At 53.6% G+C, this 24,040-nt stretch carries 27 protein-coding genes; 14 read left to right on the top strand and 13 right to left on the bottom strand.

Features of this window, described 5'->3' with window-relative positions; all coding sequences use genetic code 11:
• Positions 1 to 142 precede the first annotated feature (142 nt).
• Positions 143 to 1,171: a zinc-binding dehydrogenase gene (locus ACXI0A_RS10630; RefSeq protein WP_476148977.1), complete on the top strand. Its 1,029-nt coding sequence runs from the start codon at positions 143 to 145 to the stop codon at positions 1,169 to 1,171.
• A 32-nt stretch (positions 1,172 to 1,203) separates the two neighbouring features.
• On the opposite strand, the gene ACXI0A_RS10625 is transcribed toward ACXI0A_RS10630, so the two are convergent.
• A complete protein-coding gene (locus ACXI0A_RS10625; protein ID WP_476148979.1) occupies positions 1,204 to 1,893 on the bottom strand; it encodes a CTP synthase C-terminal region-related (seleno)protein in 690 nt (229 codons plus the stop codon).
• A gap of 652 nt (positions 1,894 to 2,545) precedes the next feature.
• Between ACXI0A_RS10625 and dtpA the strand changes: the two genes are divergently transcribed.
• From dtpA to gstA, 3 genes are all read left to right on the top strand, one after another.
• Positions 2,546 to 4,054 carry a dipeptide/tripeptide permease DtpA gene (gene dtpA / locus ACXI0A_RS10620; protein ID WP_224928770.1) on the top strand — a complete coding sequence of 503 codons (1,509 nt, stop codon included), beginning with the start codon at positions 2,546 to 2,548 and terminating at the stop codon, positions 4,052 to 4,054.
• A gap of 156 nt (positions 4,055 to 4,210) precedes the next feature.
• Complete coding sequence (locus tag ACXI0A_RS10615) at positions 4,211 to 5,119, top strand: LysR substrate-binding domain-containing protein (protein ID WP_476148981.1); 909 nt, start codon at positions 4,211 to 4,213, stop codon at positions 5,117 to 5,119.
• A 74-nt stretch (positions 5,120 to 5,193) separates the two neighbouring features.
• The gene (gene gstA, locus ACXI0A_RS10610; RefSeq protein ID WP_476151083.1) at positions 5,194 to 5,799 is read left to right on the top strand and encodes a glutathione transferase GstA; all 606 of its coding nucleotides are present in this window, start codon (positions 5,194 to 5,196) and stop codon (positions 5,797 to 5,799) included.
• Between the two features lie 81 nt (positions 5,800 to 5,880).
• On the opposite strand, the gene pdxY is transcribed toward gstA, so the two are convergent.
• The 5 genes from pdxY to anmK all read right to left on the bottom strand — a co-directional run bounded on the left by pdxY (position 5,881) and on the right by anmK (position 10,355).
• Positions 5,881 to 6,744, bottom strand: a complete 864-nt coding sequence (gene pdxY / locus ACXI0A_RS10605; protein WP_224930258.1) for a pyridoxal kinase PdxY — start codon at positions 6,742 to 6,744, stop codon at positions 5,881 to 5,883.
• 65 nt (positions 6,745 to 6,809) lie between these two features.
• Positions 6,810 to 8,084: a tyrosine--tRNA ligase gene (tyrS, locus tag ACXI0A_RS10600; RefSeq protein ID WP_224928776.1), complete on the bottom strand. Its 1,275-nt coding sequence runs from the start codon at positions 8,082 to 8,084 to the stop codon at positions 6,810 to 6,812.
• 138 nt (positions 8,085 to 8,222) lie between these two features.
• Entirely contained in the window at positions 8,223 to 8,879 is a 657-nt protein-coding gene (gene pdxH, locus ACXI0A_RS10595; RefSeq protein ID WP_224928779.1) for a pyridoxamine 5'-phosphate oxidase, read from the bottom strand.
• A gap of 14 nt (positions 8,880 to 8,893) precedes the next feature.
• The gene (locus ACXI0A_RS10590) at positions 8,894 to 9,223 is read right to left on the bottom strand and encodes an MliC family protein (RefSeq protein ID WP_476148984.1); all 330 of its coding nucleotides are present in this window, start codon (positions 9,221 to 9,223) and stop codon (positions 8,894 to 8,896) included.
• Positions 9,224 to 9,233: 10 nt separating this feature from the next.
• A complete protein-coding gene (gene anmK, locus ACXI0A_RS10585) occupies positions 9,234 to 10,355 on the bottom strand; it encodes an anhydro-N-acetylmuramic acid kinase (RefSeq protein ID WP_224928783.1) in 1,122 nt (373 codons plus the stop codon).
• A gap of 285 nt (positions 10,356 to 10,640) precedes the next feature.
• On the opposite strand from anmK, the gene slyB reads away from it, so the two are divergent.
• Positions 10,641 to 11,108 (top strand): outer membrane lipoprotein SlyB, encoded by a 468-nt coding sequence (gene slyB / locus ACXI0A_RS10580; RefSeq protein ID WP_034821586.1) that lies wholly within the window; start codon positions 10,641 to 10,643, stop codon positions 11,106 to 11,108.
• A gap of 41 nt (positions 11,109 to 11,149) precedes the next feature.
• Here slyB and slyA read toward each other — a convergent pair whose 3' ends face one another.
• Positions 11,150 to 11,587 carry a transcriptional regulator SlyA gene (gene slyA, locus ACXI0A_RS10575; RefSeq protein WP_224928786.1) on the bottom strand — a complete coding sequence of 146 codons (438 nt, stop codon included), beginning with the start codon at positions 11,585 to 11,587 and terminating at the stop codon, positions 11,150 to 11,152.
• 152 nt (positions 11,588 to 11,739) lie between these two features.
• Here slyA and ACXI0A_RS10570 point away from each other — a divergent pair, with 152 nt between their 5' ends.
• Genes ACXI0A_RS10570 through ACXI0A_RS10560 form a run of 3 tightly spaced genes read left to right on the top strand, consistent with a single transcriptional unit; the run spans position 11,740 to position 14,848 of the window.
• A complete protein-coding gene (locus tag ACXI0A_RS10570) occupies positions 11,740 to 11,976 on the top strand; it encodes a DUF1656 domain-containing protein (RefSeq protein WP_038647264.1) in 237 nt (78 codons plus the stop codon).
• A gap of 6 nt (positions 11,977 to 11,982) precedes the next feature.
• Complete coding sequence (locus tag ACXI0A_RS10565; protein WP_476148987.1) at positions 11,983 to 12,840, top strand: efflux RND transporter periplasmic adaptor subunit; 858 nt, start codon at positions 11,983 to 11,985, stop codon at positions 12,838 to 12,840.
• Between the two features lie 7 nt (positions 12,841 to 12,847).
• On the top strand, positions 12,848 to 14,848 hold the full coding sequence (locus tag ACXI0A_RS10560; protein WP_476148988.1) for an FUSC family protein: 2,001 nt from the start codon (positions 12,848 to 12,850) through the stop codon (positions 14,846 to 14,848).
• Here ACXI0A_RS10560 and ACXI0A_RS10555 read toward each other — a convergent pair whose 3' ends face one another.
• The 4 genes from ACXI0A_RS10555 to ACXI0A_RS10540 all read right to left on the bottom strand — a co-directional run bounded on the left by ACXI0A_RS10555 (position 14,849) and on the right by ACXI0A_RS10540 (position 17,259).
• Positions 14,849 to 15,316: a hypothetical protein gene (locus ACXI0A_RS10555; RefSeq protein WP_224928795.1), complete on the bottom strand. Its 468-nt coding sequence runs from the start codon at positions 15,314 to 15,316 to the stop codon at positions 14,849 to 14,851.
• Between the two features lie 134 nt (positions 15,317 to 15,450).
• Positions 15,451 to 15,969 (bottom strand): superoxide dismutase [Cu-Zn] SodC, encoded by a 519-nt coding sequence (gene sodC, locus ACXI0A_RS10550; protein ID WP_476148990.1) that lies wholly within the window; start codon positions 15,967 to 15,969, stop codon positions 15,451 to 15,453.
• An 81-nt stretch (positions 15,970 to 16,050) separates the two neighbouring features.
• Complete coding sequence (locus ACXI0A_RS10545) at positions 16,051 to 16,947, bottom strand: aldo/keto reductase (RefSeq protein WP_476148992.1); 897 nt, start codon at positions 16,945 to 16,947, stop codon at positions 16,051 to 16,053.
• A 72-nt stretch (positions 16,948 to 17,019) separates the two neighbouring features.
• Positions 17,020 to 17,259 (bottom strand): DUF1289 domain-containing protein, encoded by a 240-nt coding sequence (locus ACXI0A_RS10540; RefSeq protein ID WP_476148994.1) that lies wholly within the window; start codon positions 17,257 to 17,259, stop codon positions 17,020 to 17,022.
• Between the two features lie 227 nt (positions 17,260 to 17,486).
• On the opposite strand from ACXI0A_RS10540, the gene eptA reads away from it, so the two are divergent.
• The 5 genes from eptA (at position 17,487) to rnt (ending at position 22,202) form a co-directional block, all read left to right on the top strand.
• Positions 17,487 to 19,124 carry a phosphoethanolamine transferase EptA gene (gene eptA, locus ACXI0A_RS10535; protein WP_476148996.1) on the top strand — a complete coding sequence of 546 codons (1,638 nt, stop codon included), beginning with the start codon at positions 17,487 to 17,489 and terminating at the stop codon, positions 19,122 to 19,124.
• A gap of 39 nt (positions 19,125 to 19,163) precedes the next feature.
• On the top strand, positions 19,164 to 19,760 hold the full coding sequence (locus ACXI0A_RS10530; RefSeq protein WP_476148998.1) for a TetR family transcriptional regulator C-terminal domain-containing protein: 597 nt from the start codon (positions 19,164 to 19,166) through the stop codon (positions 19,758 to 19,760).
• 50 nt (positions 19,761 to 19,810) lie between these two features.
• Positions 19,811 to 20,908 carry an N-ethylmaleimide reductase gene (gene nemA / locus ACXI0A_RS10525; RefSeq protein ID WP_476149000.1) on the top strand — a complete coding sequence of 366 codons (1,098 nt, stop codon included), beginning with the start codon at positions 19,811 to 19,813 and terminating at the stop codon, positions 20,906 to 20,908.
• Positions 20,909 to 21,017: 109 nt separating this feature from the next.
• Complete coding sequence (gene gloA / locus ACXI0A_RS10520; RefSeq protein ID WP_224928815.1) at positions 21,018 to 21,425, top strand: lactoylglutathione lyase; 408 nt, start codon at positions 21,018 to 21,020, stop codon at positions 21,423 to 21,425.
• Positions 21,426 to 21,533: 108 nt separating this feature from the next.
• Entirely contained in the window at positions 21,534 to 22,202 is a 669-nt protein-coding gene (rnt, locus tag ACXI0A_RS10515; protein ID WP_224928818.1) for a ribonuclease T, read from the top strand.
• Between the two features lie 70 nt (positions 22,203 to 22,272).
• On the opposite strand, the gene ACXI0A_RS10510 is transcribed toward rnt, so the two are convergent.
• Complete coding sequence (locus ACXI0A_RS10510; RefSeq protein WP_197079559.1) at positions 22,273 to 22,608, bottom strand: Grx4 family monothiol glutaredoxin; 336 nt, start codon at positions 22,606 to 22,608, stop codon at positions 22,273 to 22,275.
• A gap of 364 nt (positions 22,609 to 22,972) precedes the next feature.
• On the opposite strand from ACXI0A_RS10510, the gene ACXI0A_RS10505 reads away from it, so the two are divergent.
• The gene (locus ACXI0A_RS10505; protein WP_224928821.1) at positions 22,973 to 23,761 is read left to right on the top strand and encodes a C40 family peptidase; all 789 of its coding nucleotides are present in this window, start codon (positions 22,973 to 22,975) and stop codon (positions 23,759 to 23,761) included.
• 85 nt (positions 23,762 to 23,846) lie between these two features.
• Here ACXI0A_RS10505 and cydH read toward each other — a convergent pair whose 3' ends face one another.
• Positions 23,847 to 23,936, bottom strand: a complete 90-nt coding sequence (cydH, locus tag ACXI0A_RS10500; protein ID WP_097119278.1) for a cytochrome bd-I oxidase subunit CydH — start codon at positions 23,934 to 23,936, stop codon at positions 23,847 to 23,849.
• Positions 23,937 to 24,040: the final 104 nt, after the last annotated feature.

Raw genomic sequence — 24,040 nt, 5'->3', positions numbered from 1 at the left:
CACGTGATCCTCAGTGATGCCGGCAGATCTGAGCTCTCACAGAAGGGGGATATAATCCAATGCGTTACGGGTTGCTATAAATGGAAAAAAATCAAAAATGCTCATGTAGAATCAGAATAAATCGTCCTTAGGCTAAAATCTTATGACAATAAATAATGGTTTTTTTGGACTTCACCATCCTTATTCGACGCCAAAACCGAAGTCTGAGTCCATGCCGATAGCCGGTCGCAATCTCGCGCTCTGGTATCGGCAGTTTGGCGATCCTGTAGATGTGCTGACGCTGGAATCCTCCTCTTTAGCCCCTTGTTCCGCTGACCTGATGCGTGTGCAAATGCACTTTGCGCCGATTAACGCGTCTGATCTGATCCCGATTACCGGTGCTTATCGTCACCGTGTCGCGCCGCCACAGGTGGCCGGCTACGAAGGTGTGGGCACCGTGATCGCCGCACCTCCCTCTTTACAGCATCGGGTAGGCCAACGCGTCTTGCCGCTGCGTGGCGTGGGCTGCTGGCAACGTTATGTGGATATCGATCCACAGCTCGCCGTTCCGGTTCCGGACGATATCGTGAGTACGCTGGCCGCACGCGCCTATATCAATCCGCTGGCCGCCTGGCTGATGCTGCAGCAATGGCCGGTCAGCGGTAAAAACGTACTCATCACTGCCGGTGGATCCGCGTGCGCGCTTTTGCTGGCTCAGTGGGCACACCTGCACGGTGCACAACGTGTGGTGGTGGTGTATCGGTCATCAGCGCATGCAGAAAGGTTGCAAGCTCTGGGCCTGACGGCATTGCAGGACACCGAATGGGAAGCGATGGGTGCAGTAAGTGCGCAAACAGATATCGTGTTTGATGCGGTGGGCGGCGAGACGGGACAATACATCTTGCAGGCGCTGCCTGAGCACGCGCACTTTGTGGCTTATGGCGTCCTAAGCGGCACGCCGGTGCGCGTTAACGCCGCTCGTCCGGCACTGCACTGGTTTCATGTACGGCACACTTTGGGCGATATTGGCGCGGCACAGTGGCAACAGCTTTTCTCGGCGCTCTGGCCGCTGCTGCGCGACAGCGAGTGTGGTGAGGTCGAAATTTTCCCATTGAGCGAGTGGCGCGCGGCTATCGAAAGTTATCACCAGTCGGGTCGTGCGCGTAAACCCCTGCTGTGTCTGGACAAGTGAAGAGAGGCAAAGCACCCTCTCTGTTCAATCGATTATTTGGCCGCGGCCTGCAGCCAGGCGACCACCAGCGGGGATAGTCGATTTTGCAGCGCCGCTCGCTCTGACTGAAACAGCGTCGCAACATAGAACGGATGATCGGTCAGTTCAACGCCACGGACATCCTGATCCAAATCCCACGAGGTAATCTTCAGATTATTGGTCGCCAGCGCGGCGCTAAATTCTGGATTCACGCCGAAATTGCAGTGATAGCCTTCATTACTTTCGAGCGCGCCGTAGGCCTGCGCAATGCGTGAGCCTGCTTCGAATGTCACCGTGCCACGCTGTTCCACCAGCGAACAGGCTAGCGGGGCAATCACCCAGCGTCCACCTTCATCCGTTTCCGCATGTCCGGCATCTTCCCAACCCAGCACATTGCGGGCGTACTCCACCACCGCATACTGGAAACCGCCACACGAACCCAGGAAAGGTTTGTGGTTTTCTCGCGCCCAGCGGATCGTTGCAAAGACACCTTCGTCGTTCAGATACGGGCTACCTGGCACAACCCAGATGGCATCGTAATCGTTCCAGTTGTGTTGATGAATATCAGGAGTGGCGATCCAGTCGGCGGTAACGTCGAGCGAGAGGGATTTTGCGGCAAACTGTACAGCAGGAGGAATGGCTTGATGTGCAACGGCATTGGCACGGTAATCGCCAACAAGGGCGACACGAACTGACTGCGTCATGGCTACGTCCTTTTAGGGAAAAAACGAGGTTACAGCAAACATCACGACCTGTCTAAGCGCATTTCCGCGCGATATCACTCACTTTCGCTTGCGCGCATTGTGGTTAAAGCCTGCATTTTATGCGGTTAAAGACTGCCCTTTATGGTGATTAACTCGACAGACGTCGACCGCGCAATCGTTTACTTCTTTTACGGATTTAATTAATTCGTAATTTTGTGCGCAGGATCAACAAATTAGCCTATTGGAAACTTTAACCCGCCCATTACGCTCAACAATCAAGCAATTGTGCTTAGTAAGTGTGCAACCGCAAGCTTTATATTGGTATAAATAATCATCTACAGCGTTATATTCTGTAAAATACGCCTTAAGGAGTTTATATCAGGAAAATGATCCTCAGGATCTCCAGTTAGCACGATTATTCTGATATAATGCCACCCAGCAATATTTAACACTGATTTACAACTTCTTATAACGGCATTAACCCTACCTGTTACAAGTATTTCAGCGTGCAAAAAATGCTTGCCCTGATGGCCTGATTCAGCCAAATTAGGCGCCGTTTTTCCTTTCTAATAACAATGTTGCGCGGGATTGCTCAGCCCGACGCAGACTTAATTCCTGTCGTAAAACAGGCTATGTATAAACTGAGGTACACGTGTCAACTGCAAACAAACACACTGACGAGGCAGTAAGCCTCAACGCGTTCAAGCAACCGAAAGCGTTTTATCTGATTTTCTCCATCGAACTGTGGGAGCGTTTCGGCTACTACGGTCTGCAAGCCATCATGGCCGTTTACCTGGTGAAACAGCTGGGGATGTCCGAAGCGGACTCCATTACCCTGTTCACCTCGTTCAGCGCCCTGGTCTACGGCATGGTCGCGATTGGCGGCTGGCTGGGCGATAAAGTATTGGGCACCAAACGCGTGATTGTGCTCGGCGTGATCGTGCTGGCTCTCGGTTATGCACTGATCGCCTTCTCAGGCCACGATACCGCGATGGTGTACGTTGGCATGGCGACCATTGCCGTGGGCAGTGGCTTGTTTAAAGCCAACCCCTCTTCTCTGCTGTCTACCTGCTACGAGAAAGATGATCCGCGCATCGACGGTGCTTTCACCATGTTCTACATGTCGATCAACATCGGTTCACTGTTCTCGATGATGCTGACACCGTGGCTGGCTGCACATTACGGCTGGGGCGCTGCCTTCTCGCTCTCCGTAGTGGGTCTTGTGATTACCTTGCTGAACTTCCTGTTCTGCCAGCGCCTGGTAAAAAACTACGGCTCTAAACCTGACTTTGCACCGCTGAACGTCAGCAAATTGCTGATGACGCTGGTGGGTGTAGTGGCTCTGGTGGCGATCGCGGCCTGGCTGTTACATCACCAAACCATCGCACGCATTGCGCTGGGCGTGATTGCCATCGGTATCGTGCTGGTGTTTGCGAAAGAAGCTTTTGCGCTGCAGGGTGCGGCACGTCGTAAAATGATCGTGGCCTTCCTGCTGATGGTCGAAGCGATTGTGTTCTTTGTGCTCTACATGCAGATGCCAACCTCACTCAACTTCTTTGCCATTCGTAACGTTGAGCATGCCATTCTGGGCATCACTTTCGAACCCGAGCAGTTCCAGGCGCTGAACCCGTTCTGGATTATGCTGGCTAGCCCAATTTTGGCAGCGGTATATAACAAGCTGGGCGACAAACTGCCTATGCCGCACAAATTCGCCATTGGTATGGTGCTATGCTCTGCTGCGTTCCTGGTGCTGCCATTTGGTGCCAAATTCGCTAACGATGCCGGTATTGTCTCTGTGAACTGGCTGATCATCAGCTATGCACTGCAGAGTGTGGGCGAACTGATGATTTCTGGTCTCGGCCTGGCGATGGTGGCTCAGTTAGTCCCACAGCGTCTGATGGGCTTCATCATGGGTTCGTGGTTCCTGACCACTGCGGGTGCCGCAATGATTGCCGGTAAAGTGGCTAACCTGATGGCCGTGCCGAGTGATGTGACCGATCCACATGCCTCACTGGAAGTTTACAGCCATGTGTTCCAGCAGATTGGTATTGCTACCGGCGTGATCGCTATCCTGATGCTGATCACCGCGCCACTGCTGAACCGTATGACGCAGAGTGATGCTCCACAGCCTGAACTGAAAAGCGCTAACGCGAATCAGTAATGAAGGTGATGTGAACAAGCCGGGCAAACGCCCGGCTTTTTTATTTCCTGTTACTCATTTCTTCCCACCGCTTTAACGTTTCCTGCTGCCAAAGCTTCGCTTTTAATCCACTTACCCGCATGATGACGGCTTCTTGTTTATCAAGCGGTAATCATCATGGACCGATTCGAAGAGCTGCAGGTATTTGTCGCGGTGGTTCAGCAAGGCAGCCTGGCCGGCGCCGCACGTCTGCTACAGCGATCCCCACCGGTCATCACACGATCGTTAAACGCACTCGAATCCCGTCTCGGCACCACCCTGATTGAACGCACCACGCGTCAACTCGCGCCGACAGAAGCCGGCTGGCAGCTGTTTGAACGTGCGCAGCAAATATTAGGTGATTATCAGCACGCGCTGGACAGCGCGCATCACAGTGGCCTGCAGGGGTTGCTGCGTATCACTGCGCCCGTGCCTTTTGGTCGACGCCATATCATGCCGCTGGTCAATGCCTTTTTGCAGCAGCATCCTGAGATGCAGATCGAAGTGGTATTGAGCGACAGCTATCAGGATTTGATAGAAAACGGACTGGATATCGCGCTGCGCATTGGAGAATTACAGGATTCCTCAATGGTGGCACGTAAAGTGGGCAGCGCGCGTTCGACATTGGTGGCGAGCCCAGAATATCTCAGGCTTGCGGGTGCGCCTGCACATCCAACAGAGCTCCAGCAACATACCGTGATCACCAGCTTACGCCACACAAGAGAGTGGCGCTTTGCGCAGGATTTACGCGTGCGCATTTTGCCACGTCTGCGCGTTAACGATATTGAAAGCCAGCTGGAAACGCTGCGGGGTGGCCAGGGGATTGGTCGTTTGCTGTCGTACCAGGTGCTGGATGATATTCGTGATGGCAAACTGATCCGTCTATTACCCGAGTGGGAACCTGCCCCATTGCCAGTACAGCTGGTCACACAGCGGGTTAAGAACATGACACCCAAGGTACGGCAGTTCTGGGACTATGCGCTGGAACAATTGCCTTCGCTTCCTTGTTTTGCTCAAGAAAAGTTAAAAGCGGACCGTAATTCCTGATCGCGGTCACTGGTAAATTATTTTCGCAGATTTATGCTAATTCGATCACAACCACACTTCCAGGAGAAGCCATGATGAAACTCTATTGCAAGCCCGGTGCCTGTTCGCTATCACCGCATATTGTTGCGCTTGAATGCGGGCTGGACTTTACCCAGGTCAATGTCGATCTGCAGAAAAAGGTCACCGAGCAGGGAGAAGATTACTGGCAAATTAACCCCAAAGGACAGGTTCCCGCGCTGCAATTTGATGACGGCAGCTTGTTGACCGAGGGCGTTGCCATTGTGCAGTATCTGGCGGATCTGAAGCCAGACCGCAATTTGCTGGCACCGACCGGCAGCCTGACGCGCTACCACACCATTGAATGGCTGAGCTTTGTCAGCAGTGAACTGCACAAAACCTTTTCTCCGCTGTTCCGTCCGGACACACCGGAAGAGTACAAAGCGATTGTGCGAGCGCAGTTAGAGAAGAAATATCAGGCGGTAGATGAAGCGCTGCAAGACAAGCAGTGGCTGATGGGCCTGCGTTATACCGTGGCCGATGTCTATCTGTTCGTGGTCACACGCTGGGCAAAAGCCATCAAGCTGGATTTGAGCGGGTTAACGGCGCTTGAAGCCTGGTTTGATCGCGTCGCGGAACGCCCTGCGGTGCAGGCAGCGTTGAAGGCGGAAGGTTTGGTTTAAGACGATTCAGGCGCACACTGTGCGCCTGTTTTGCATCGTGTCTGCAGGCCATCGGATGGTTGCCTGCAGATTTCGCAGCTGTTACAGCTTCTCAGCAGCAAAATGCTGAGTCGGTTGCGCAATCGCGTCCTGTGCCGCCACCAGTTGCAGCTCATACTCGCCCATCTCATGGGTTTTCAGCATCACTTCATACACTGCTGCGGTAACGTGCTCCAGCGCATCCTGCAACGATTTACCGTGAAGCAGATCGACCAGCAGTAAACCACTGGTGAGATCGCCGACGCCTACTGGCTGACGTACCCCGAAATCCACCAGCGGACGGCTGATGTGCCAGCACTCGTCAGCGGTGACCAGCAGCATCTCAAAGCGATCGCTGCGGCGTCCGGCACGCGCCAGATGCTTCACCAGCACCACTTTCGGTCCTTGCGCGACTAAGGCACGGGCGGCAACCACCGCCTGCTCCACGTTAGACACTTCGTGACCGCTGAGCATTTCCAGCTCCAGCAGGTTCGGGGCGATGATATCGCTGGCCGGCATCGCCATCTTGCAATGGAACTCCGCGACGCCGGGCGCCACGATGCAGCCCTTCTCAGGATGGCCCATCACCGGATCGCAGAAGAACCACGCGTTCGGATTGGCGGCTTTCACCTGACGCACGATCTCCAGAATCTGCTCGCCCTGCTCTGCAGACCCTAAATAGCCGCTCAGCACCGCATCACAGGTCTTCAGACGGTCAATCGCCGCAATGCCTTTGACGATGTCGGTCAGATGCGTAGCGGGCATCACAGTGCCGGTCCAGTGACCGTACTGCGTATGGTTAGAGAACTGTACGGTGTTCAACGGCCAAACGTTTGCGCCCATACGACGCATTGGGAATTCGGCGGCGCTGTTACCAGCGTGGCCGTAAACCACATGAGACTGGATTGCGAGGATATTTTTCATTATTGCCCTGTACTGATTGCCCTGTACTGCCTTGCCATAAAAAAGGGCCGGAAACCGGCCCTCGAACCTTACTGCCAGTTAATCAGGCAGTAGTGTTTTTTACCGCGACGCAACAGCGTGAAGCGACCAAACAGTTTGTCGCTGTCGCTGAAACGATACTCGGCGTCAGATTGTTTTTCACCGTTAAGCGACACGGCGTTAGAACCGATCATGGTACGCGCCTGGCCACGAGACGGCACCAGTTCAGCGGCCACCAGCGCCTGCTGCAGATCGTCTTCCGCATTCAGGTTAATCACCGGCATACCGTCCTGAGCTAACTGCTCGAAGTCCGCTTCGGTCATTTCGGTCAGGCTGCCTGAGAACAGGCTGTCGGTGATACGTTTTGCCGCGGTCAGACCCGCTTCGCCGTGCACCAAACGAGTAACTAACTCTGCCAGCACATACTGCGCACGTGGCGCCTTACCGCTGTTCTTGTCTTCCTCTTCCAGAGCATTGATCTCTTCAATGCTCATAAAGGTGAAGAACTTCAGGAAGCGATACACGTCAGCATCGGCCGTGTTGATCCAGAACTGGTAGAACTTGTACGGGCTGGTTTTCTTCGCATCAAGCCAGACTGCGCCACCTTCGGTTTTACCGAATTTGGTACCGTCTGATTTGGTGATCAACGGAACGGTCAAGCCCCACGCTTGCTGCTGATGCAGGCGACGCGTTAGGTCGATACCTGAAGTGATGTTGCCCCACTGATCGGAACCACCAATCTGCAGCACCACATCGTGACGCTTGTTCAGCTCCGCGAAGTCATAACCCTGCAATAGGTTGTAGGAGAATTCGGTGTAAGAGATACCCTGATCTTCACGATTCAGACGCTGCTTCACCGCTTCGCGGTTGATCATCTGGTTAACGGAGAAGTGCTTGCCGATATCGCGCAGGAAGGTCAGCACGTTCATGCCGCCGAACCAGTCGTAGTTATTAGCCGCAATGGCGCTGTTGTCACCGCAATCGAAGCTAAGGAACGGCGCCACCTGGTTGCGGATCTTCTCGACCCACTCGCCCACGGTATCAGCGGTGTTGAGTTTACGTTCTGCTGCTTTAAAGCTGGGATCGCCAATCAGACCGGTGGCACCACCCACCAGCGCGACCGGCTTGTGTCCGGCGTCCTGAAAACGTTTCAGGCAGAGCAGCGGCACCAGATGGCCCAAGTGCAAGCTATCAGCGGTCGGATCGAAGCCGCAATAGAGTGCAATTGGCCCTTGCGCCAGTCGCTCTGCTAACGCTTCCTCGTCCGTTACCTGGGCGACTAAGCCCCTTTCTTGCAATTGTTGTATCAGGTTACTGCTGGTCATCACTGACTCCAAATTGATCAGACTGCACCTAGGCTGGTACACAGCTTTCCGCTGAGATGCGGATACGAAAAAAAAGAGGGCTATAGCATAAAGCGCTGACGCCAACTGCGCCAGCGTTGAAAGGGGATAAACGCAGTTTTACGGGGCTAAACGGTCAATCGTCCAGCCATCGGCTTCACGTTGATAGAGGAAGCGATCGTGCAGACGATGCTCGCCGCCCTGCCAGAACTCCACGGTGTGGAATTTGACGCGATATCCGCCCCAGAAACTGGGTAAAGGCACTTCGCCTTGCTGGAATTTCTGCTTCAGTTCAAGGAACTTGCCCTCCAGCACGCCGCGCGCCGAAATACGGCTCGATTGCTTCGACACCCAGGCACCAATCTGGCTGTCACGCGGACGGCTGCTGAAGTATTTCAATACTTCCAGTGGCGTCAGTTTCTCAACTTCACCCAGCACCATCACCTGACGCTCAAGGAAGTGCCACGGGAAGTGAAGCGAGATGCGCGGATTATCGGCCAGTTGCAGCGCCTTACGGCTGCCAAGGTTGGTGTAAAACACCATACCTTGCTCATCATAATGCTTCAGCAACACAATGCGCTGATAAGGCTGACCGCTGCTGTCCACGGTGGCGACGGTCATCGCCGTGGGATCAGGCAATTGCGCATCGCACGCCTGCCTGAGCCAATGTTCAAACAGCGCCAGCGGATTGTCTGGCAGATCGTTACGTCTCAGTCCGCCGCGGGTGTACTCACGACGCAAATGGGCAATATTTTGCAAGCTATCACTGTCGCTCATGCTGATTCTCTTCGTTACTGGGCGGACGCATCCGCATTTTGCAATTCACAGTCATTAATCACGATTTTGTCATTGCGCTCAACAAAAGCGCCATTGCCTTTCGACCAGAAGACATAAGTGCCGTCGCTGTAGCGCGCGCCGGAGGCCGATACGGTTTGCGTCAGAGTGAGCGGTTTACCATCCAGAATAAAGCTCACCTGCTGCTTTGGATTATCCAGTGTCACTGTCAACGGCAAAGTGCCGCACTGGTAGCGCAATGTCTGGGGTGCTGGCTGCTCTTTGTGCATCATGCCGCAACCACTCAGCGCAACGACACAGCCCAACATCATAGCGATTTTTTTCATCGTTCACTCCTTAACGTGTTAATCGGGCATTCGCCGGATAAATGGCGCCCAACACACTCATTTCTCGTGCACCGGTCACCGCTGGTAAATTACCAGGCAGACCCGATAAAGTGCGAAACGCCAGCCAGGCGAACGCCAACGCTTCCATATCATCGCCACTGATCCCGGCTTCATCGGTCGTCCCGACTTCCGTTCCCGGCAGATAAGCTGCCAGTCGGGCCATCAGCACCGGATTGCGACTTCCACCACCACAGACCAACAGGCGATCGCAGCCATCGTTCAGCTGAACTTGCTGAGCAATGGTTAGTGCAGTGAGTTCGCTAAGTGTGGCCTGCACGTCCTGCGGTGCCAGTGCCGGGAAGCGCTGTAGTTGGCGCTCAACCCAGCCAAGATTGAAATATTCACGGCCGGTACTTTTCGGTGGTGGCAGCGCAAACCAGGGATCGTTGAGCATCTCATCCAGCAGTGCAGGCACCACCTGACCACTGCGTGCCCAGCTGGCATCCTTATCATAGGGCACGCCCTTATGGCGCCAGATCCACGCATCAATCAGCATATTGCCGGGGCCGGTATCAAAGCCACGCACCGGCTGTCCAGGGATCAATAACGACAGATTGGCAATTCCGCCAATATTGAGCACCATGCGCCTCTCAGTGCTGTCCATCAGTAGCGCCTGATGGAACGCGGGAACCAGTGGCGCACCTTGTCCACCTAAAGCCATGTCGCGACGTCTAAAATCGGCCACTACTGTCACTCCCGTGGCTGCGGCGATCTGATTGCTATCACCAATCTGCAGCGTATTCGGCGCGTCGCTCTGTGGCTCATGCCACACGGTCTGACCATGGCAACCTATTGCCATGATGTCGCTGGCTTCCAGAGATTGCCGCTGCATCAGAGTCAACACCGCTTCTGCAAACAGCTTGCCCAGTCGGGTATCCAGTTGGCCGAGTTGCGACAGGGTCAACGATTGTCCCTGACAGATGGCCAGCACCTGTTGGCGAATTTCCTGCGGCATCGGGTGGCAATAGCTGGCCTGCTGCGCCACCATATGCTCATCAATGACCGCCAGCACCACATCTACCCCGTCGAGGCTGGTGCCGGACATCACACCAATATAGCGTCCTGATTTCATAGCGGTTCCTTACCCACGTGCGAGTCTTCAATACGATTCTGTTTAGCCTGGCAAATATCAGCGGCTAATTCTATGATAAAATTCCGCTTTTCAACCGCACAGCACACAGCATTTCAGCGCTAAAATATTTTCAGCACGAAATTGAATTTTTGTTGAGGGGCAATGGTCTATCCTTCGCCTAAGCCGCGTATTATTTGGACATAGAGTCAATTGCCAGCTTTCTGTCTTATACTCTTGCTGTAGAGGACGAGAACATGGCGTTTTTTTGCATTAAGGAGCTTTCTGATGATTAAGCGTTTTGTAGCCGTGGCACTGACCGGCCTGACGCTGGCAGGTTGTGTCAGCAATGACACCCTTTCCGGTGATGTGTATAGCGCCAATGAAGCCAAACAAGTACAAAGTGTTTCTTACGGTACTCTGGTGTCGGTTCGCCCGGTTAAAATCCAGGGTGGCGATGAAAATAACGTGATTGGCGCGATTGGTGGTGCGGTGCTGGGTGGTTTCCTCGGTAACACCATTGGTGGCGGTACCGGTCGTAGTCTGGCTACGGCAGGGGGTGCGGTACTCGGCGGCGTCGCAGGTCAGGGCGTACAGGGTGCAGTTAACAAGTCTGACGGTGTTGAGCTGGAAATCCGTAAAGACGATGGCAACACCATTATGGTGGTGCAGAAGCAGGCTGCAACCCGTTACTCCGTGGGTCAGCGCGTCGTGATGGCGTCTAACGGCAGCCAGGTGACCGTTTCACCACGCTAAGCGAACAGATAAAAAAAACCGACGCCAGCGCGTCGGTTTTTTTATTTCTCGCGGTTCTGGAACTCGAGAATGTTTTTTTCCAGCCGTGCAATCAGCGTGACCATCTGATTGATCTCTTCAAGGCTGATGCCTGAAAGGATGTCATCACGGGTGGCGTCAATCACATTTTCAACCTTCTCGATGATCGGCTCGGCCTGCTTAGTCAGCTTGATGCGCTTGGCACGACGATCGTTAGCGCAGGTGGCACGGGTGATTAATCCCTTCTCTTCCAGCTGATCCAGCGTACGCACCAGTGAAGGCTGTTCAATACCAATGGCTTTTGCCAACTGGATTTGCGACTGCTCTGGCGGGAGTTGATGAATATTGTGTAACGTCACCCAATGCGTTTGTGTCAGCTCAAGCGGCTTCAAACGCTGGTCAATCAAGGCACGCCAGATGCGTACCAGCCGAGACAGGTCTGTTCCGAGGGGCGTATCCATTTCATCTCCTTATAATTAGCTTGCTAGCTATCAAGCCAGATTTTACACTATTCTGCGAGTTTACAGGACAAATTACAAATCTCAGGCCAGACGGCACGCTCTCTTCTACGCTAGTTATAGAGAGAACCTGGGACCATGAAGGATGAAAACACGTGTCCATTACCGCACTTTCCGCCACCGCTCCGCTTACTGACCTGGTATTTGGTGCCTCGCTGTTCTTTCCGCCGCTGTTTAAAGCCGTGCTGCTGGGGTTCTTTTTCTGGTTACTGATTCATCCCTTGCTGCGCGGCTGGATGTACTCGGGCGACATCTGGCATCCCACCTTGATGGATCTTTCCCTGTTTGTTCTCTGCGTCACTGGCGCACTGTGGATACTGAGCCTCGGATAAATCACCATGAAATTCAACCCTTTTAAATACTTTTCAACTCTGGTGGTGTTTGCCCTGGCCCTGATTGCCGGCTGGTGGATGTGGAACTACTACATGCAGTCACCGTGGACGCGTGATGGCAAAGTGCGCGCTGAGCTGGTGGATATCACACCGGAAGTTTCAGGGCGAATCATTGATCTGAAGGTGCATGACAACCAGTTTGTGCATAAAGGTGACGTCCTACTGAAAATCGATCCCGTACCCTGGCAAATTGCCCTGGATAACGCAGATGCCCAGCTGGCGAAGGCGCAATCCGATCTGGCCAAAGCTCAACATGAGGCCAATCGCCGCGCCAGCCTGCCGCGCAACGTGATTTCAGCAGAAGATATGGATGCCGCGCGATTAACAGCAAACGCCGCCACCGCCACCACTAAAGCGGCACAGGCCAGTCTGGATCAGGCGCGCTGGAACCTGCAGCAAACCACCCTTACCGCCCCCACCGACGGTTGGATCAGCAACCTGACACTGCGTCCCGGCAATTACGCCACCGCCGGAACGCCACTCTTCGCGCTGGTGGATAGCCACTCTTATTACGTGATGGGTTATTTCGAAGAGACCAAGCTGCGTCACATTCAGCCCGGCGCAGACGCGCAAATCGTGCTGTACAGCAACGGTGCTCGCTTACAGGGCAAAGTGGAGAGTATCGGGCGCGCCATTTACGATCAGAGCGTTGCAACAGACAGCGGATTAGTGCCGGACATCAAACCGAATGTGCCTTGGGTGCGACTGGCGCAGCGGGTGCCGGTGCGCATTCGATTGGATGCAATTCCGGATGATGTTCCGCTGGTGGCGGGCACCACCTGTACGATTTCCATCGCACATTGAGGCCGCCATGAATCTGCAGTGGCTGGCCTGGCAAAATCTACCCTGGATTAAAGCAACCGGGAGCGAATGGCGCTATGCCTTACGTAACGCGATTGCCATGTGTCTGGCGCTGACCATCGCCTATGCGCTGCAACTGGACGAACCCTATTGGGCGATGACGTCCGCCGCTGTGGTGAGTTTCCCGACCGTGGGCGGCGCGATCAGTAAAAGTCTGGGTCGCATTGTCGGCAGTTTGCTGGGTGCCACGGCAGCCCTGTTGATTGCCGGACACACGCTCAACGAGCCCTGGCTATTTGCCTTTTTTATGGCTGGCTGGCTGGCGTTCTGTACGTGGATCGCCAACCACTATCAAAACAATGTTGCTTACGCGTTCTCACTGGCCGGATATACCGCGGCGATCATTGCCTTTAGCAGCGTCAACATTACCGATGTGACCCAGCTGTGGGATATCACTCAGGCACGCGTTTGCGAAGTGATTTCAGGCATTCTGTGTGCCGGTCTGATGATGATGGTTTTGCCCAGCACGTCGGATGGCAACACCTTAATGAACTCGCTGCGGCAGATGCACGCCCGTCTGCTGGATCATGCGGTTTTACTGTTGCAGCAAAGCAGCACCGATAACGTGCGCACCGCGCATGAGAATGTCATCAGCCAGATTCTCACCATGAACTTGCTGCGTATTCAGGCGTTCTGGAGCCATTACCGCTATCGCCGTCAGAACAACGTGCTCAACTATGTTTTGCACCAGCAGCTACGCCTGACCAGCGTTCTCTCCAGCCTGCGCCGCATGCTGCTTAACTGGCCGGATGCGCCTCCGGAACTCTACGCCGCCATTCAGCAACTGTTGCACGAACTGGCATTACCGCAGTGTGATAAGTATCGACTGGCGCGCATACTGCGCAGCGTGACACCGGAAGCAACCGGCGATTACCGCCAGCGCGCCTTTGTTCAGCGTCTGCGCTACTTCTGTTGGGTTTACCTCAACGTCAATCGCTGGATACGCTTGATTGAGCGCGCTGACGCCGATACGCGCTTTCAGCCCCCGGATGTGCCCTCTTTGGCACGTGAAAGCGACAGCGCTGAAGCCGGCTGGAGTGCGTTACGCACCTTCAGCGTTATCATGCTGGGCTGTGCCTTTTGGATCGGCACACAGTGGGATGCGGGCGCGGCAGCCCTGACGCTGACAGCGATTGCCTGCGTACTCTACTCTTCTGCTCCCTCCCCCAGTGGCAGCGTGTCACTGTTGCTGAAAACCCTGCTGTGGCTGTCGGTGTTCAGTTTTCTGCTGCAATACGGATTGATGGTGCAAATCAGCGCCCTGTGGCAATTTCTGCTGGTGCTGTTTCCGCTACTGATTACCTTGCAACTGTTTAAGCTGCAGCAGAAAAAACGCGCGGGGATGTGGGGGCAATTTATTGTGTTTATGGGTTCATTTATCGCCGTCACCAATCCGCCGGACTGGGATTATCAAAGCTTCCTCAACGATAATCTGGCCAAGGTGTGCGGCGTGCTGCTGGCATGGATGGCATTTCAGGTACTGCGTCCGAGTTCCGATGCGCGCCGAAGCCGCCGGCATATTCGCGCGTTACGCCATGCGTTTCTTGACCAGCTGCGACGCCATCCACGCCTAAGCGAAAGCCACTTTGAATCGCAGATCTATCATCACATTAGCCAGTTGAGCAATAGCCGTGATGAACAGGCGCGTGTCTGGCTGCTGCGCTGGGGCGTGGTGCTGCTCAACTGTTCTCACATCGTCTGGCAATTACGTGAGTGGCGACCCGCCTCAAGCACTCTGGCACAGATGCGCGATAGTAGTTTGCAGGATTTACAACGGATTATGAGCCTGCGCGGCGTGCGTCACACTTCGTTGCAGGCCACGCTGGATGAGCTGGAAGGTATGATTGCGCAACTGCAGCAGCAGCCTGATAGCGAGGCCAATACGTTGGCGGGCATTTTATGGCGCCTGCGCTGCTCACTGGCACAGTTAAGTCAGGCGGTGCCGGATTGATTACTGGCAATACTGCGTGGTCTGACGGTTGAAATCATCCTGCAACTGCTGCAAGGTTTTGTGCCCTTCAAAACGGGTTTTGTCCTGCTCGGTCATCGGCTCAATCACCAGAAATCGCTCTTCATACGAATAGATAAAGCGGCGATCGAGATAGGTGCCGGTGAAACTTTTACCCCGAATTGAGCCACACACGGTAGTTAACGCGCGGTGAAAAAACTCGGTGTGCAGGAAATTGGTTTCGGTGGCGCTGCGCAGCACGTTCTGGCAGCCCTGCGCCTGTAACCGCTCAAGGGTGTGCTGAGTCAGCCATTCCCGGCCACGGGCAATATCCTCACAACTTGCACGCAGCGGGTTGGTATCAATGGTGCGCTGTAGCTGGCGGCTGGTATCTAACCTCAACTGCGTTTCGTTGGGTTGATCACATCCCGCGAGTAATACACATAACAGCAAAATCCCACGCGTTTTCATTCCTGCCCCTGAGAGGTTCTATTCCTGAATCAACATCATAGGACGGATATCGTGCGGAGTGTAGCGAGAAAATGGGTCAGAATTTTTCCGGCAGTGAAAAGATGCAGACGGCAGATTGCCTGCCGCCTGATAGTTTAAATCACACCGCAGGCAAATCGGGCACCGCCTCCACCCAGCGGCTGCGGATGGTCAGCATGATTATCGCCACCCACATGAACCATTAACGCCTTACCTTTCACTTCGCTCAGCGATTTTATACGTGGCGCAACCACCGGATAGTCGGCCTTGCCATCGTCGGTGACATAAAGCGCAGGCAGATCGCCCAGATGACCGTCAGCGTAAGGTCCGAGGTGTTTGCCAGTATTCTGGGGATCAAGGTGTCCACCGGCCGCGCCGGCCGCAACGGGTTTGCCATCCGATTGTCCCGGCTCACAGCTGCCTTTGGCATGCACGTGGAAACCATGGACTCCCGGTTTAAGACCCGTCAGCGCGGGAGCAAACTGCAAACCATATGGCGTTTCACTGATAGTGACTTTGCCGATGGCGGCGCCGATACCTTGTGCAGTGACCTCATGCAGTGTCACCTCTTCAGAGGCGGCCTGAGCCCCAGCAGCACAGGCCAGCGCCAGTGTGGCGATGAGAATTTTCTTCATAACGTCTCCTTACGGTTGAAATGCCCTGTAAGCCTGGACTGGAATAGGCGAGGCTGCCGTAATTTGACGTAGTTTTACGCTTCAGGGCACATCAAAACCGAGCGCCGCTTTACGAATGCGGAACCACTGCTGACGATCGAGCGTCAATTGGCAAGCACCTGCTGCTTCGCTGACGCGCGTGGCTTTACCGGATCCGATGATCGGCAATGGGCGGCTTGGCAATTTCATCACCCAGGCATACACCACCTGTTCGATGCTACTCGCACCGATTTCCTGTTTCACCTGCTCAAGCTCATCACGCAATGGCTGATAATGCGCATCGTTAAACAGGCGCCCACCACCCAAACATGACCAGGCCATTGGGCGGATACGCACCTGCTGACACTGATCGAGCGTGCCGTCGAGCAGCGTTGACTGTTCCAGCGGAGAGATTTCCAGTTGGTTGGTGACCAGGCTAAACGGCAGGCGAGATTGCAGCAGCGTGAACTGGGAAGCGGTAAAGTTCGACACGCCGAAATGGCGCACTTTGCCGCTCTGGTGCAGCGCCATAAAGGCCTCGGCGATTTCATCCGCATCCATTAAGGGATCCGGACGATGAATCAGCAGCAGATCAAGATAATCGGTGTTGAAGTAGCGCAGGGAATTTTCCGCACTGTGCAGGATGTGGCTGGCTTCGGTAATGTAATGACCGATTTTATGTTCTGGTTTGGCGCGCGTCGCAATGCCGCACTTCGTCACAATCTGCAGTTTTTCACGCAGCCCCGGCGCCAGACGCAGCGCCTCACCAAAGGCGGCTTCACAACCGTAGTCACCGTAAATATCGGCGTGATCCACGGTGGTAATGCCTAATGCCAGATGATGCTCGATAAAGGCCACCAACTGCTGCGGCGTCATACCCCACTCCAGCAGGCGCCAGTAGCCGACGATCAACGGTGAGAATTGAGGCCCCTGTGGGGCGATAGTTTGCGGTTGTAACATCGGTAAACTCCCTTGAACGCGAATGCGGAAAGCGAATCTGGGAGTATAACGGAAAGGCAAATCATCGTTTTCTTAAAACAGTGAGGGTTGTTCCGGATCATGATTTTCATCGACTTTTTGTTGTCGATGCGAGCGCAGCCAGCGTTGACGACATAACCTCAACACATCGCGTTTTTGCGCATCGGTAAACGTCATCCAGTTAAAACGTTCCTCACGGCTACGCAGGCAGCCACGACAGTATCCACGTGCGTCACTCTGACAGATACCGCGACAGGGGCTGGGTACAGGGAAGAACTCTAATTGCTCGGCCACATCCACTCCGATTTAACAACAGGCTTCATATTGATAACAGCATAGTGACATTGTGCAAAGCGTATACGCAGTTCGGCCACATTTCATCCAGTCATGACTACGGAAATGGATATTTACCATTGATGCCAGCGCAGAAACCTTTGGTTCGGTACTGTTTAATAAGCGTTAAGGTTTTCCTCATGTTGAATTCATACGATTGTCACATTCCATCCTGCTACTGAGTTTTCATGAAATTCCCGAACAAGTTACAGTGCCATGCCAGCAGTTTTAATCTGATCGCCGCCCTGTTTTTTACCCTCGTGCTCAACGCCCTGTTTCTGCTGCGCGCCTGGGAAATTATCCCTTACGATCGCATTCACGATTACCTGTTTGCAGCCAGCATTCCGGTGGTTTTGGCCTCTGCGTTCTATCTGATTTTCTCGTTGCTGGCATGGCCCTATGTTCGCAAGCCGCTGCTTATTCTGTTGGTGCTGGCCAGCGCCGCCGCTAACTACTTTATGCACAGTTTCGGTACGGTGATTGACACCAATATGATCGAAAACGTGTTTGAGTCGGATGCTCAGGAAGCTGGAGCACTGATCAGCAGTGGTTATGTGGTGTGGATGATCTTGATGGGGTTGGTGCCCGTCGCCGCCATCTGCATGGTACGCATCAAAACCGGGCAACGCTGGTGGTGGAGCCTGCTGCAACGCCTGGCCGGGGCGCTGGGTGCGATTTTGCTGATTCTGCTGATGGCGGTGCTGTTCTATAAAGATTACGCCTCACTGATTCGCAACAATAAAGGGCTGGTGAAAATGATCACTCCGGCCAATATTGTTAGCGGCACCGGTCATTACGTTGATCAACGTTATCTGCAAGGCAGTCAGGCGCTGGTAAAAATTGGCCAGGATGCCAAAAAAGGCCCGCTGATCGCTGCTGAGCCGAAGAAAACGTTGGTGGTATTAGTGGTGGGCGAAACCGGACGTGCCGAGAACTTTTCACTGGGTGGCTATGCGCGTGAAACCAACCCTGAACTGAAAAAACAGCAGGTCATTTACTACCCCGACGCCAGCTCCTGCGGTACCGAAACGGCCATTTCCGTTCCCTGTATGTTCTCCAACATGCCACGTGAGCATTACGATGCCAATTTGGCGCATCATCAGGAAGGCGTGTTAGATATTCTCGCCCATGCTGGAGTTAGCGTACTGTGGCGTGAAAATGATGGCGGCTGTAAAGGTGCCTGCGATCGCGTGCCACACACCGATATGACGCAGTGGAATCTGTCGCAATATTGTCACGATGGTTTCTGCCTGGATGATGTCCTGCTGCATCGTTTTGATAACTATGTTGATAGTCTGCACAATGATGGGATTATCGTGTTGCATCAGATGGGTAGCCATGGGCCGGCCTATTATCAGCGCTATCCGGCGGAATTCCGTCGCTTCACGCCAACCTGCGATAGCAACCAGATTCAGGATTGCGACCATCAGGCGTTGGTGAATACCTATGACAACTCTCTGCTGTACACCGACGATATGGTGAGTCGCACCATTGATAAACTCAAAGCCTTAAGCGATCGCTTTAATGTAGCGCTGGTCTATCTCTCGGATCACGGTGAATCGCTGGGCGAACACGGTATGTATCTGCATGGTGCGCCCTATATGTTTGCCCCTTCACAGCAGACACACATCCCTCTGCTGATGTGGATGTCGCCTGGCTATGCTGCGGCCTACCACATTAATGAGCCCTGCTTACGTCAGCAGGCCGCGAGCGAGAAAGTGTCGCAAGACAATCTTTTCCATACCGTTTTAGGCATGTTCAACATTCAGACGCAAGAGTACCAACCGCAGCTGGACATGATCAGATCGTGCCAAAGTGCCGGATAAGGTTTGCATTAGACCGACTGGTCTAATACTGTGTGGCCCATGAACAAGACTGTGCAACGCAACGAAACCCGTGAACATCTGCTCGCCACTGGCGAGCAGGTTTGTTTGCAACGTGGTTTTACCGGAATGGGCCTGAGCGAAATGCTGGCGCTGGCAGAAGTGCCGAAAGGATCGTTTTACCACTACTTCCGCTCCAAAGAAGCATTTGGCGTCGCGTTGCTGGAACGCTATTTCGTTAACTACCTGCAGCAGGTCGAACAGCAGTTAAATCAGCCGGGCTTGTCAGCGCGTGAACGTTTGCTGACGCACTTCCGCTATGGCGCAACGCTGTTTATCGAGCAAGGCCATATTGTGGGCTGTCTGGGTGTGAAGTTATCCGCGGAAGTTTGCGATTTGTCAGAACCGATGCGTGATGCTTTACAACACGGTGCCAGCGCCATGATCGCGGCTTATGCACGCTGTCTGAGCGAAGTCGCCGCGGAGCAGACACTGCCGTATGGGCAAACGCCAGAGCAACTGGCTCAGCGCTGTTACCTGTTGTGGCTAGGTGCCAGTTTGCAAAGCAAGATTTCACGAGAGTCAGGCCCGATTAGCCTGGCACTTGAAACCATTGAACAGTGGTTAAATGACCACTGATTTTTAAAAACCGTAGTTTCTAGACGACCGGTCTACTTATAGGAGTCATCATGGCGAGTAAACAGTTGTTCTCCCCACTCAAAGTGGGCGCGATTACCGTACCTAACCGCGTATTCATGGCGCCGCTGACGCGTCTGCGCAGCATTGAGCCAGGCGACATCCCGACTCCGCTGATGGCGGAATATTATCAGCAGCGTGCCAGCGCCGGTCTGATCATTACTGAAGCAACGCAGATCTCTTTCCAGGCGAAAGGTTATGCTGGCGCACCGGGTTTGCATACTCAGCAGCAAATCGCCGCGTGGAAAGTGATCAACGAAAGCATTCACGCTGCGAAAGGTCACAGCGCCGTGCAACTGTGGCACACCGGCCGCATTTCGCATAATAGCGTTCAGCCGGAAGGCAAAGCGCCCGTTTCACCTTCTGCTATCGCCGCTGGAACGCGTACCTCACTGCGTGCTGAAGATGGCACCGTTTACCGTGAAGACACCTCACTGCCGCGTGAACTGAGCGTGGCGGAAATTCAGCAGATTGTAAAAGATTTCGGTCAGGCCGCGGCGAACGCGCGTGAAGCCGATTTCGACCTGCTGGAACTGCATTCTGCTCATGGCTACCTGATGCACCAGTTCCTGGCGCCCGCTTCCAACCAGCGCACCGATGAATACGGCGGCTCAATCGAGAAGCGTGGTCGTTTCGCGCTGGAAGTGGTGGATGCGGCGATTGCTAACTGGTCTGCCGATCGTATCGGCATTCGTATCTCGCCAATCGGAGCCTTCCAGAATCTGGAAAATGGTGCCGATGAAGAAGCTGCCGCGCTGTGGTACATCTCCGAGCTGGGCCAACGTGGTCTCGCGTATCTGCACCTGTCTGAGCCAGACTGGGCCGGTGGCCAGCCTTACAGCGACGCTTTCCGTGAAAAAGTGCGTGCGCTGTTCCCAGGCGTGATCATCGGTGCGGGCGCTTATAGCGTTGAGAAAGCTGACGACCTGATCGCCCGCGGCTTGATCGATGCTGTGGCGTTTGGCCGCGACTTTATTGCTAACCCGGATCTGGTTGAGCGTCTGCAGCAAGATGCACCGCTAAATCCACAGCGCCCGGAAAGTTTCTACGGCGGCGGCGCTGAAGGCTACACTGATTACCCAAGCCTGTAAGAATCAAGCTGCCGCACCGGATGTGCGGCAGTGCTGTTTCTTCAGGGCATTAACTGGCTATACTTGCTAGTCTTTGTCATTCCCTGATGACTTTTCAAAAGAGGATGTTATGCGTTTACTTCACACCATGTTACGCGTTGGCGATCTGCAACGTTCTATCGATTTTTATACCCGCGTGCTAGGCATGCGCGTACTGCGTCAGAGCGAAAACACCGAATACAAATACACCCTGGCTTTCGTGGGTTACACCGAAGAGAGTGAAGGTGCAGTGATTGAACTGACCTACAACTGGGGCGTGGATAAGTACGACCTCGGTAATGCTTATGGTCACATTGCGTTGGGCGTCGATAACGTCGCAGAGACCTGTGAGCGCATCCGCAGTGTCGGTGGCAACGTGACGCGTGAAGCCGGTCCGGTTAAAGGCGGCAGCACCATTATTGCGTTTGTCGAAGATCCCGATGGCTATAAAATCGAACTGATCGAAAACAAACACGCTGGTCACGGCCTCGGTCACTGATGCCGTTAGTCAGTCTGCTAATTTGCAGGCTGACTTCCCTCTCCTGCTGCACCCTCCTGTAATTTTTGCCATAATGCGCGCTGCCCCATTTCTTGCTATGAGATCCTGATGTCTGAATCGAACGCCTTAAACGCTCTTCATCAACGCTTCCGTGGTTTTTATCCAGTGGTTATTGACGTCGAAACCGCCGGCTTTAACGCGCAAACCGATGCACTGCTGGAAATTGCGGCCACCACGCTCAAAATGGATGAGGACGGTTGGTTACACCGTGATGAAACCCTGCACTTTCACGTTGAACCGTTTGAAGGCGCGATCCTTAATCCTGCAGCGCTGGCGTTTACCGGTATCGATCCCACCAATCCTTTGCGCGGCGCGGTGAGCGAATACGAAGCCCTGCATGCCATTTTCAAGATGGTGCGTAAAGGCACAAAAGATCATGGCTGTAATCGCGCGATTATCGTGGCGCACAATGCCACTTTCGATTTGAACTTTGTGATGGCCGCCGCCGAGCGTGCCAGCCTGAAGCGTAATCCCTTCCATCCGTTTGCCACTTTTGATACTGCGGCGCTGAGCGGTTTGGTGTTGGGACAGACGGTTTTGGCAAAAGCCTGCAAAGCTGCGGGGATGGAGTTTGATAGCACGCAGGCGCACTCTGCGCTGTACGACACCGAGCAAACGGCCACGCTGTTCTGCGAGCTGGTGAATCGCTGGAAACGTCTGGGGGGTTGGCCACTGGCTTTCAATGAAGAGCAGACTGAAGACGACGCCTCTGCCTGATGGGCTGAAGGGCTGGCTGATTGCCGGATGAGTACGCAAAGAAAAGGCCGACATTTGTCGGCCTTCGCAATTATTCCGCTTCTTTATACTTCTCAGCGGTTTCTTTCACCAGCGGCTGCAATTCGCCACGCTGGAACATCTCAACGATGATGTCGCAACCGCCGACCAGCTCACCATCAACCCACAGTTGCGGGAAGGTTGGCCAGTTAGCAAATTTCGGCATTTCAGCACGGATATCCGGGTTCTGCAGGATATCGACATACGCGAAGCGCTCACCACAGGCAGAAAGCGCCTGCACAGCTTGTGCAGAGAAACCGCAGCTTGGCAGTTTCGGGGAACCTTTCATGTATAACAGAATCGGGTTTTCTGCGATCTGGCGCTGAATTTTTTCAACAGTACTCATTATTGCCTTCCTTAATCCTTCACTTCGTGTTTGTTTATTGTAGCGACTTCAGCCCCACACTGAAAACGGGATTTTGCGTTACCGACCTGCTGATCGCCATGTTTGTTAAGTTCAAACAGGATAGATAACATTTCCCTATCATTAATAAGCATGAACAAATTAATAATTAGCAATAATTTCGCTGCGTTAAACAGCTGAAATCGCTCAATTTAGCGACATTATCCACCTGGTAACAGATTAATAGAAAAAGGCCTTACCTTTTAGAAAAAAAGTGGATTAGAATTGCTTCGGCGCTGATCGTTGATCAGATTTCTCTTACTCTGCCGCAGCCTGCTTTTTGCCAGACTGCTTAACCTGTAACCGGACTATGCGTTTACTGATTACGCTTTTCATACTGGCTTTTGCGCAACTGTTTTTTAACGTGGCTTCTGCTTCCCAGCATGCCCCGATTAATGCCAGTTTGCATAATGCCGAGAAAAAAAGTGCGCGCGAAGATGAGCGCCGCAAGCGACGCCCGGTTAAAACAACGGCTAAAAAGTCTCGCCTGACGACTACCGTGCAGAAACTCAAGCTGAAAAAGCAGACTAAGACCGAAACCGCCTTAAACAAAACCAGCCGCAAAAAATCCCTGCTTAAATCGCCATCGAAAAAGTATGGCCATCAACGCCTCGCGAAAAAGTCTGCTGATGTGGATGATGAAGTTCAGGGGCTGACCGGCATCAAGATGAGCAAAACCCACCGTCTGCGCTATCAGAAAGCTCGTGAAACCGCCATGACGAAGCTGATGGGACAGTTGGGTAAACCTTATCAGTGGGGCGGCACTTCCCCACACACCGGTTTCGATTGCAGTGGTCTGGTGTGGTATGCCTATAAAGATCTCGTGAAATACAAATTCCCGCGCACGGCGAATGAGATGTATCACCTGCACGATGCCTCGCCCATTAAGCGCGAGCTGCTGGAAAAAGGGGATTTGGTGTTCTTCCGCATTAATAACCGCGGGACGGCCGATCATGTTGGCGTCTACCTCGGCAACGGTAAATTTATACAGTCACCCCGTACTGGTAAAGACATTCAGATTAGCGCATTAGGCGAAGACTACTGGCAGAAACACTATGTGGGTGCGCGCCGTATGATGACACCAAAAACCATTCGCTAGTTGTTGCGCAACATTCTGTGGCATTGGCCACAAAAAAAGCCGGACGCTTAATCAGTGCCGGCTTTTTTTATTGATGCGTTTTGTATTAATGAAGAATGGCTGTAAAGCTAAACGCAATAATCATCAACAGTGCGCCAACCGTGGTCATTAGCGCCAGCTTTAGATCTGTACTCATCACTACTCCTTAGTCACACATTTATTAGGGTTAAAACAATTTTCGCACAGCGGTGGGCAAAAATCTCGTCTTATCCGCGTTGGCTTGCTAGAATCGCCGCCTTT

It is taken from the genome of Pantoea sp. C1E2 (assembly GCF_056491465.1).
The sequence above is the reverse complement of the archived record's forward strand: the minus strand, read 5'-3'. Positions and strand labels throughout refer to the sequence as shown.

Excerpts from the sequence above, each read along its gene's own strand:
- ACXI0A_RS10565 (WP_476148987.1), top strand. The coding sequence starts at position 11,983 with ATGAAATTCAACCCTTTTAAATACTTTTCAACTCTGGTGGTGTTTGCC.
- rnt (WP_224928818.1), top strand. The coding sequence starts at position 21,534 with ATGTCTGAATCGAACGCCTTAAACGCTCTTCATCAACGCTTCCGTGGT.
- eptA (WP_476148996.1), top strand. The coding sequence starts at position 17,487 with ATGAAATTCCCGAACAAGTTACAGTGCCATGCCAGCAGTTTTAATCTG.
- ACXI0A_RS10560 (WP_476148988.1), top strand. The coding sequence starts at position 12,848 with ATGAATCTGCAGTGGCTGGCCTGGCAAAATCTACCCTGGATTAAAGCA.
- ACXI0A_RS10590 (WP_476148984.1), bottom strand. The coding sequence starts at position 9,223 with ATGAAAAAAATCGCTATGATGTTGGGCTGTGTCGTTGCGCTGAGTGGT.
- slyB (WP_034821586.1), top strand. The coding sequence starts at position 10,641 with ATGATTAAGCGTTTTGTAGCCGTGGCACTGACCGGCCTGACGCTGGCA.
- anmK (WP_224928783.1), bottom strand. The coding sequence starts at position 10,355 with ATGAAATCAGGACGCTATATTGGTGTGATGTCCGGCACCAGCCTCGAC.
- ACXI0A_RS10625 (WP_476148979.1), bottom strand. The coding sequence starts at position 1,893 with ATGACGCAGTCAGTTCGTGTCGCCCTTGTTGGCGATTACCGTGCCAAT.
- gstA (WP_476151083.1), top strand. The coding sequence starts at position 5,194 with ATGAAACTCTATTGCAAGCCCGGTGCCTGTTCGCTATCACCGCATATT.
- gloA (WP_224928815.1), top strand. The coding sequence starts at position 21,018 with ATGCGTTTACTTCACACCATGTTACGCGTTGGCGATCTGCAACGTTCT.
- pdxH (WP_224928779.1), bottom strand. The coding sequence starts at position 8,879 with ATGAGCGACAGTGATAGCTTGCAAAATATTGCCCATTTGCGTCGTGAG.
- sodC (WP_476148990.1), bottom strand. The coding sequence starts at position 15,969 with ATGAAGAAAATTCTCATCGCCACACTGGCGCTGGCCTGTGCTGCTGGG.
- ACXI0A_RS10545 (WP_476148992.1), bottom strand. The coding sequence starts at position 16,947 with ATGTTACAACCGCAAACTATCGCCCCACAGGGGCCTCAATTCTCACCG.
- ACXI0A_RS10505 (WP_224928821.1), top strand. The coding sequence starts at position 22,973 with ATGCGTTTACTGATTACGCTTTTCATACTGGCTTTTGCGCAACTGTTT.
- ACXI0A_RS10630 (WP_476148977.1), top strand. The coding sequence starts at position 143 with ATGACAATAAATAATGGTTTTTTTGGACTTCACCATCCTTATTCGACG.
- tyrS (WP_224928776.1), bottom strand. The coding sequence starts at position 8,084 with ATGACCAGCAGTAACCTGATACAACAATTGCAAGAAAGGGGCTTAGTC.
- slyA (WP_224928786.1), bottom strand. The coding sequence starts at position 11,587 with ATGGATACGCCCCTCGGAACAGACCTGTCTCGGCTGGTACGCATCTGG.
- ACXI0A_RS10530 (WP_476148998.1), top strand. The coding sequence starts at position 19,164 with ATGAACAAGACTGTGCAACGCAACGAAACCCGTGAACATCTGCTCGCC.
- ACXI0A_RS10615 (WP_476148981.1), top strand. The coding sequence starts at position 4,211 with ATGGACCGATTCGAAGAGCTGCAGGTATTTGTCGCGGTGGTTCAGCAA.
- cydH (WP_097119278.1), bottom strand. The coding sequence starts at position 23,936 with ATGAGTACAGATCTAAAGCTGGCGCTAATGACCACGGTTGGCGCACTG.
- nemA (WP_476149000.1), top strand. The coding sequence starts at position 19,811 with ATGGCGAGTAAACAGTTGTTCTCCCCACTCAAAGTGGGCGCGATTACC.
- ACXI0A_RS10555 (WP_224928795.1), bottom strand. The coding sequence starts at position 15,316 with ATGAAAACGCGTGGGATTTTGCTGTTATGTGTATTACTCGCGGGATGT.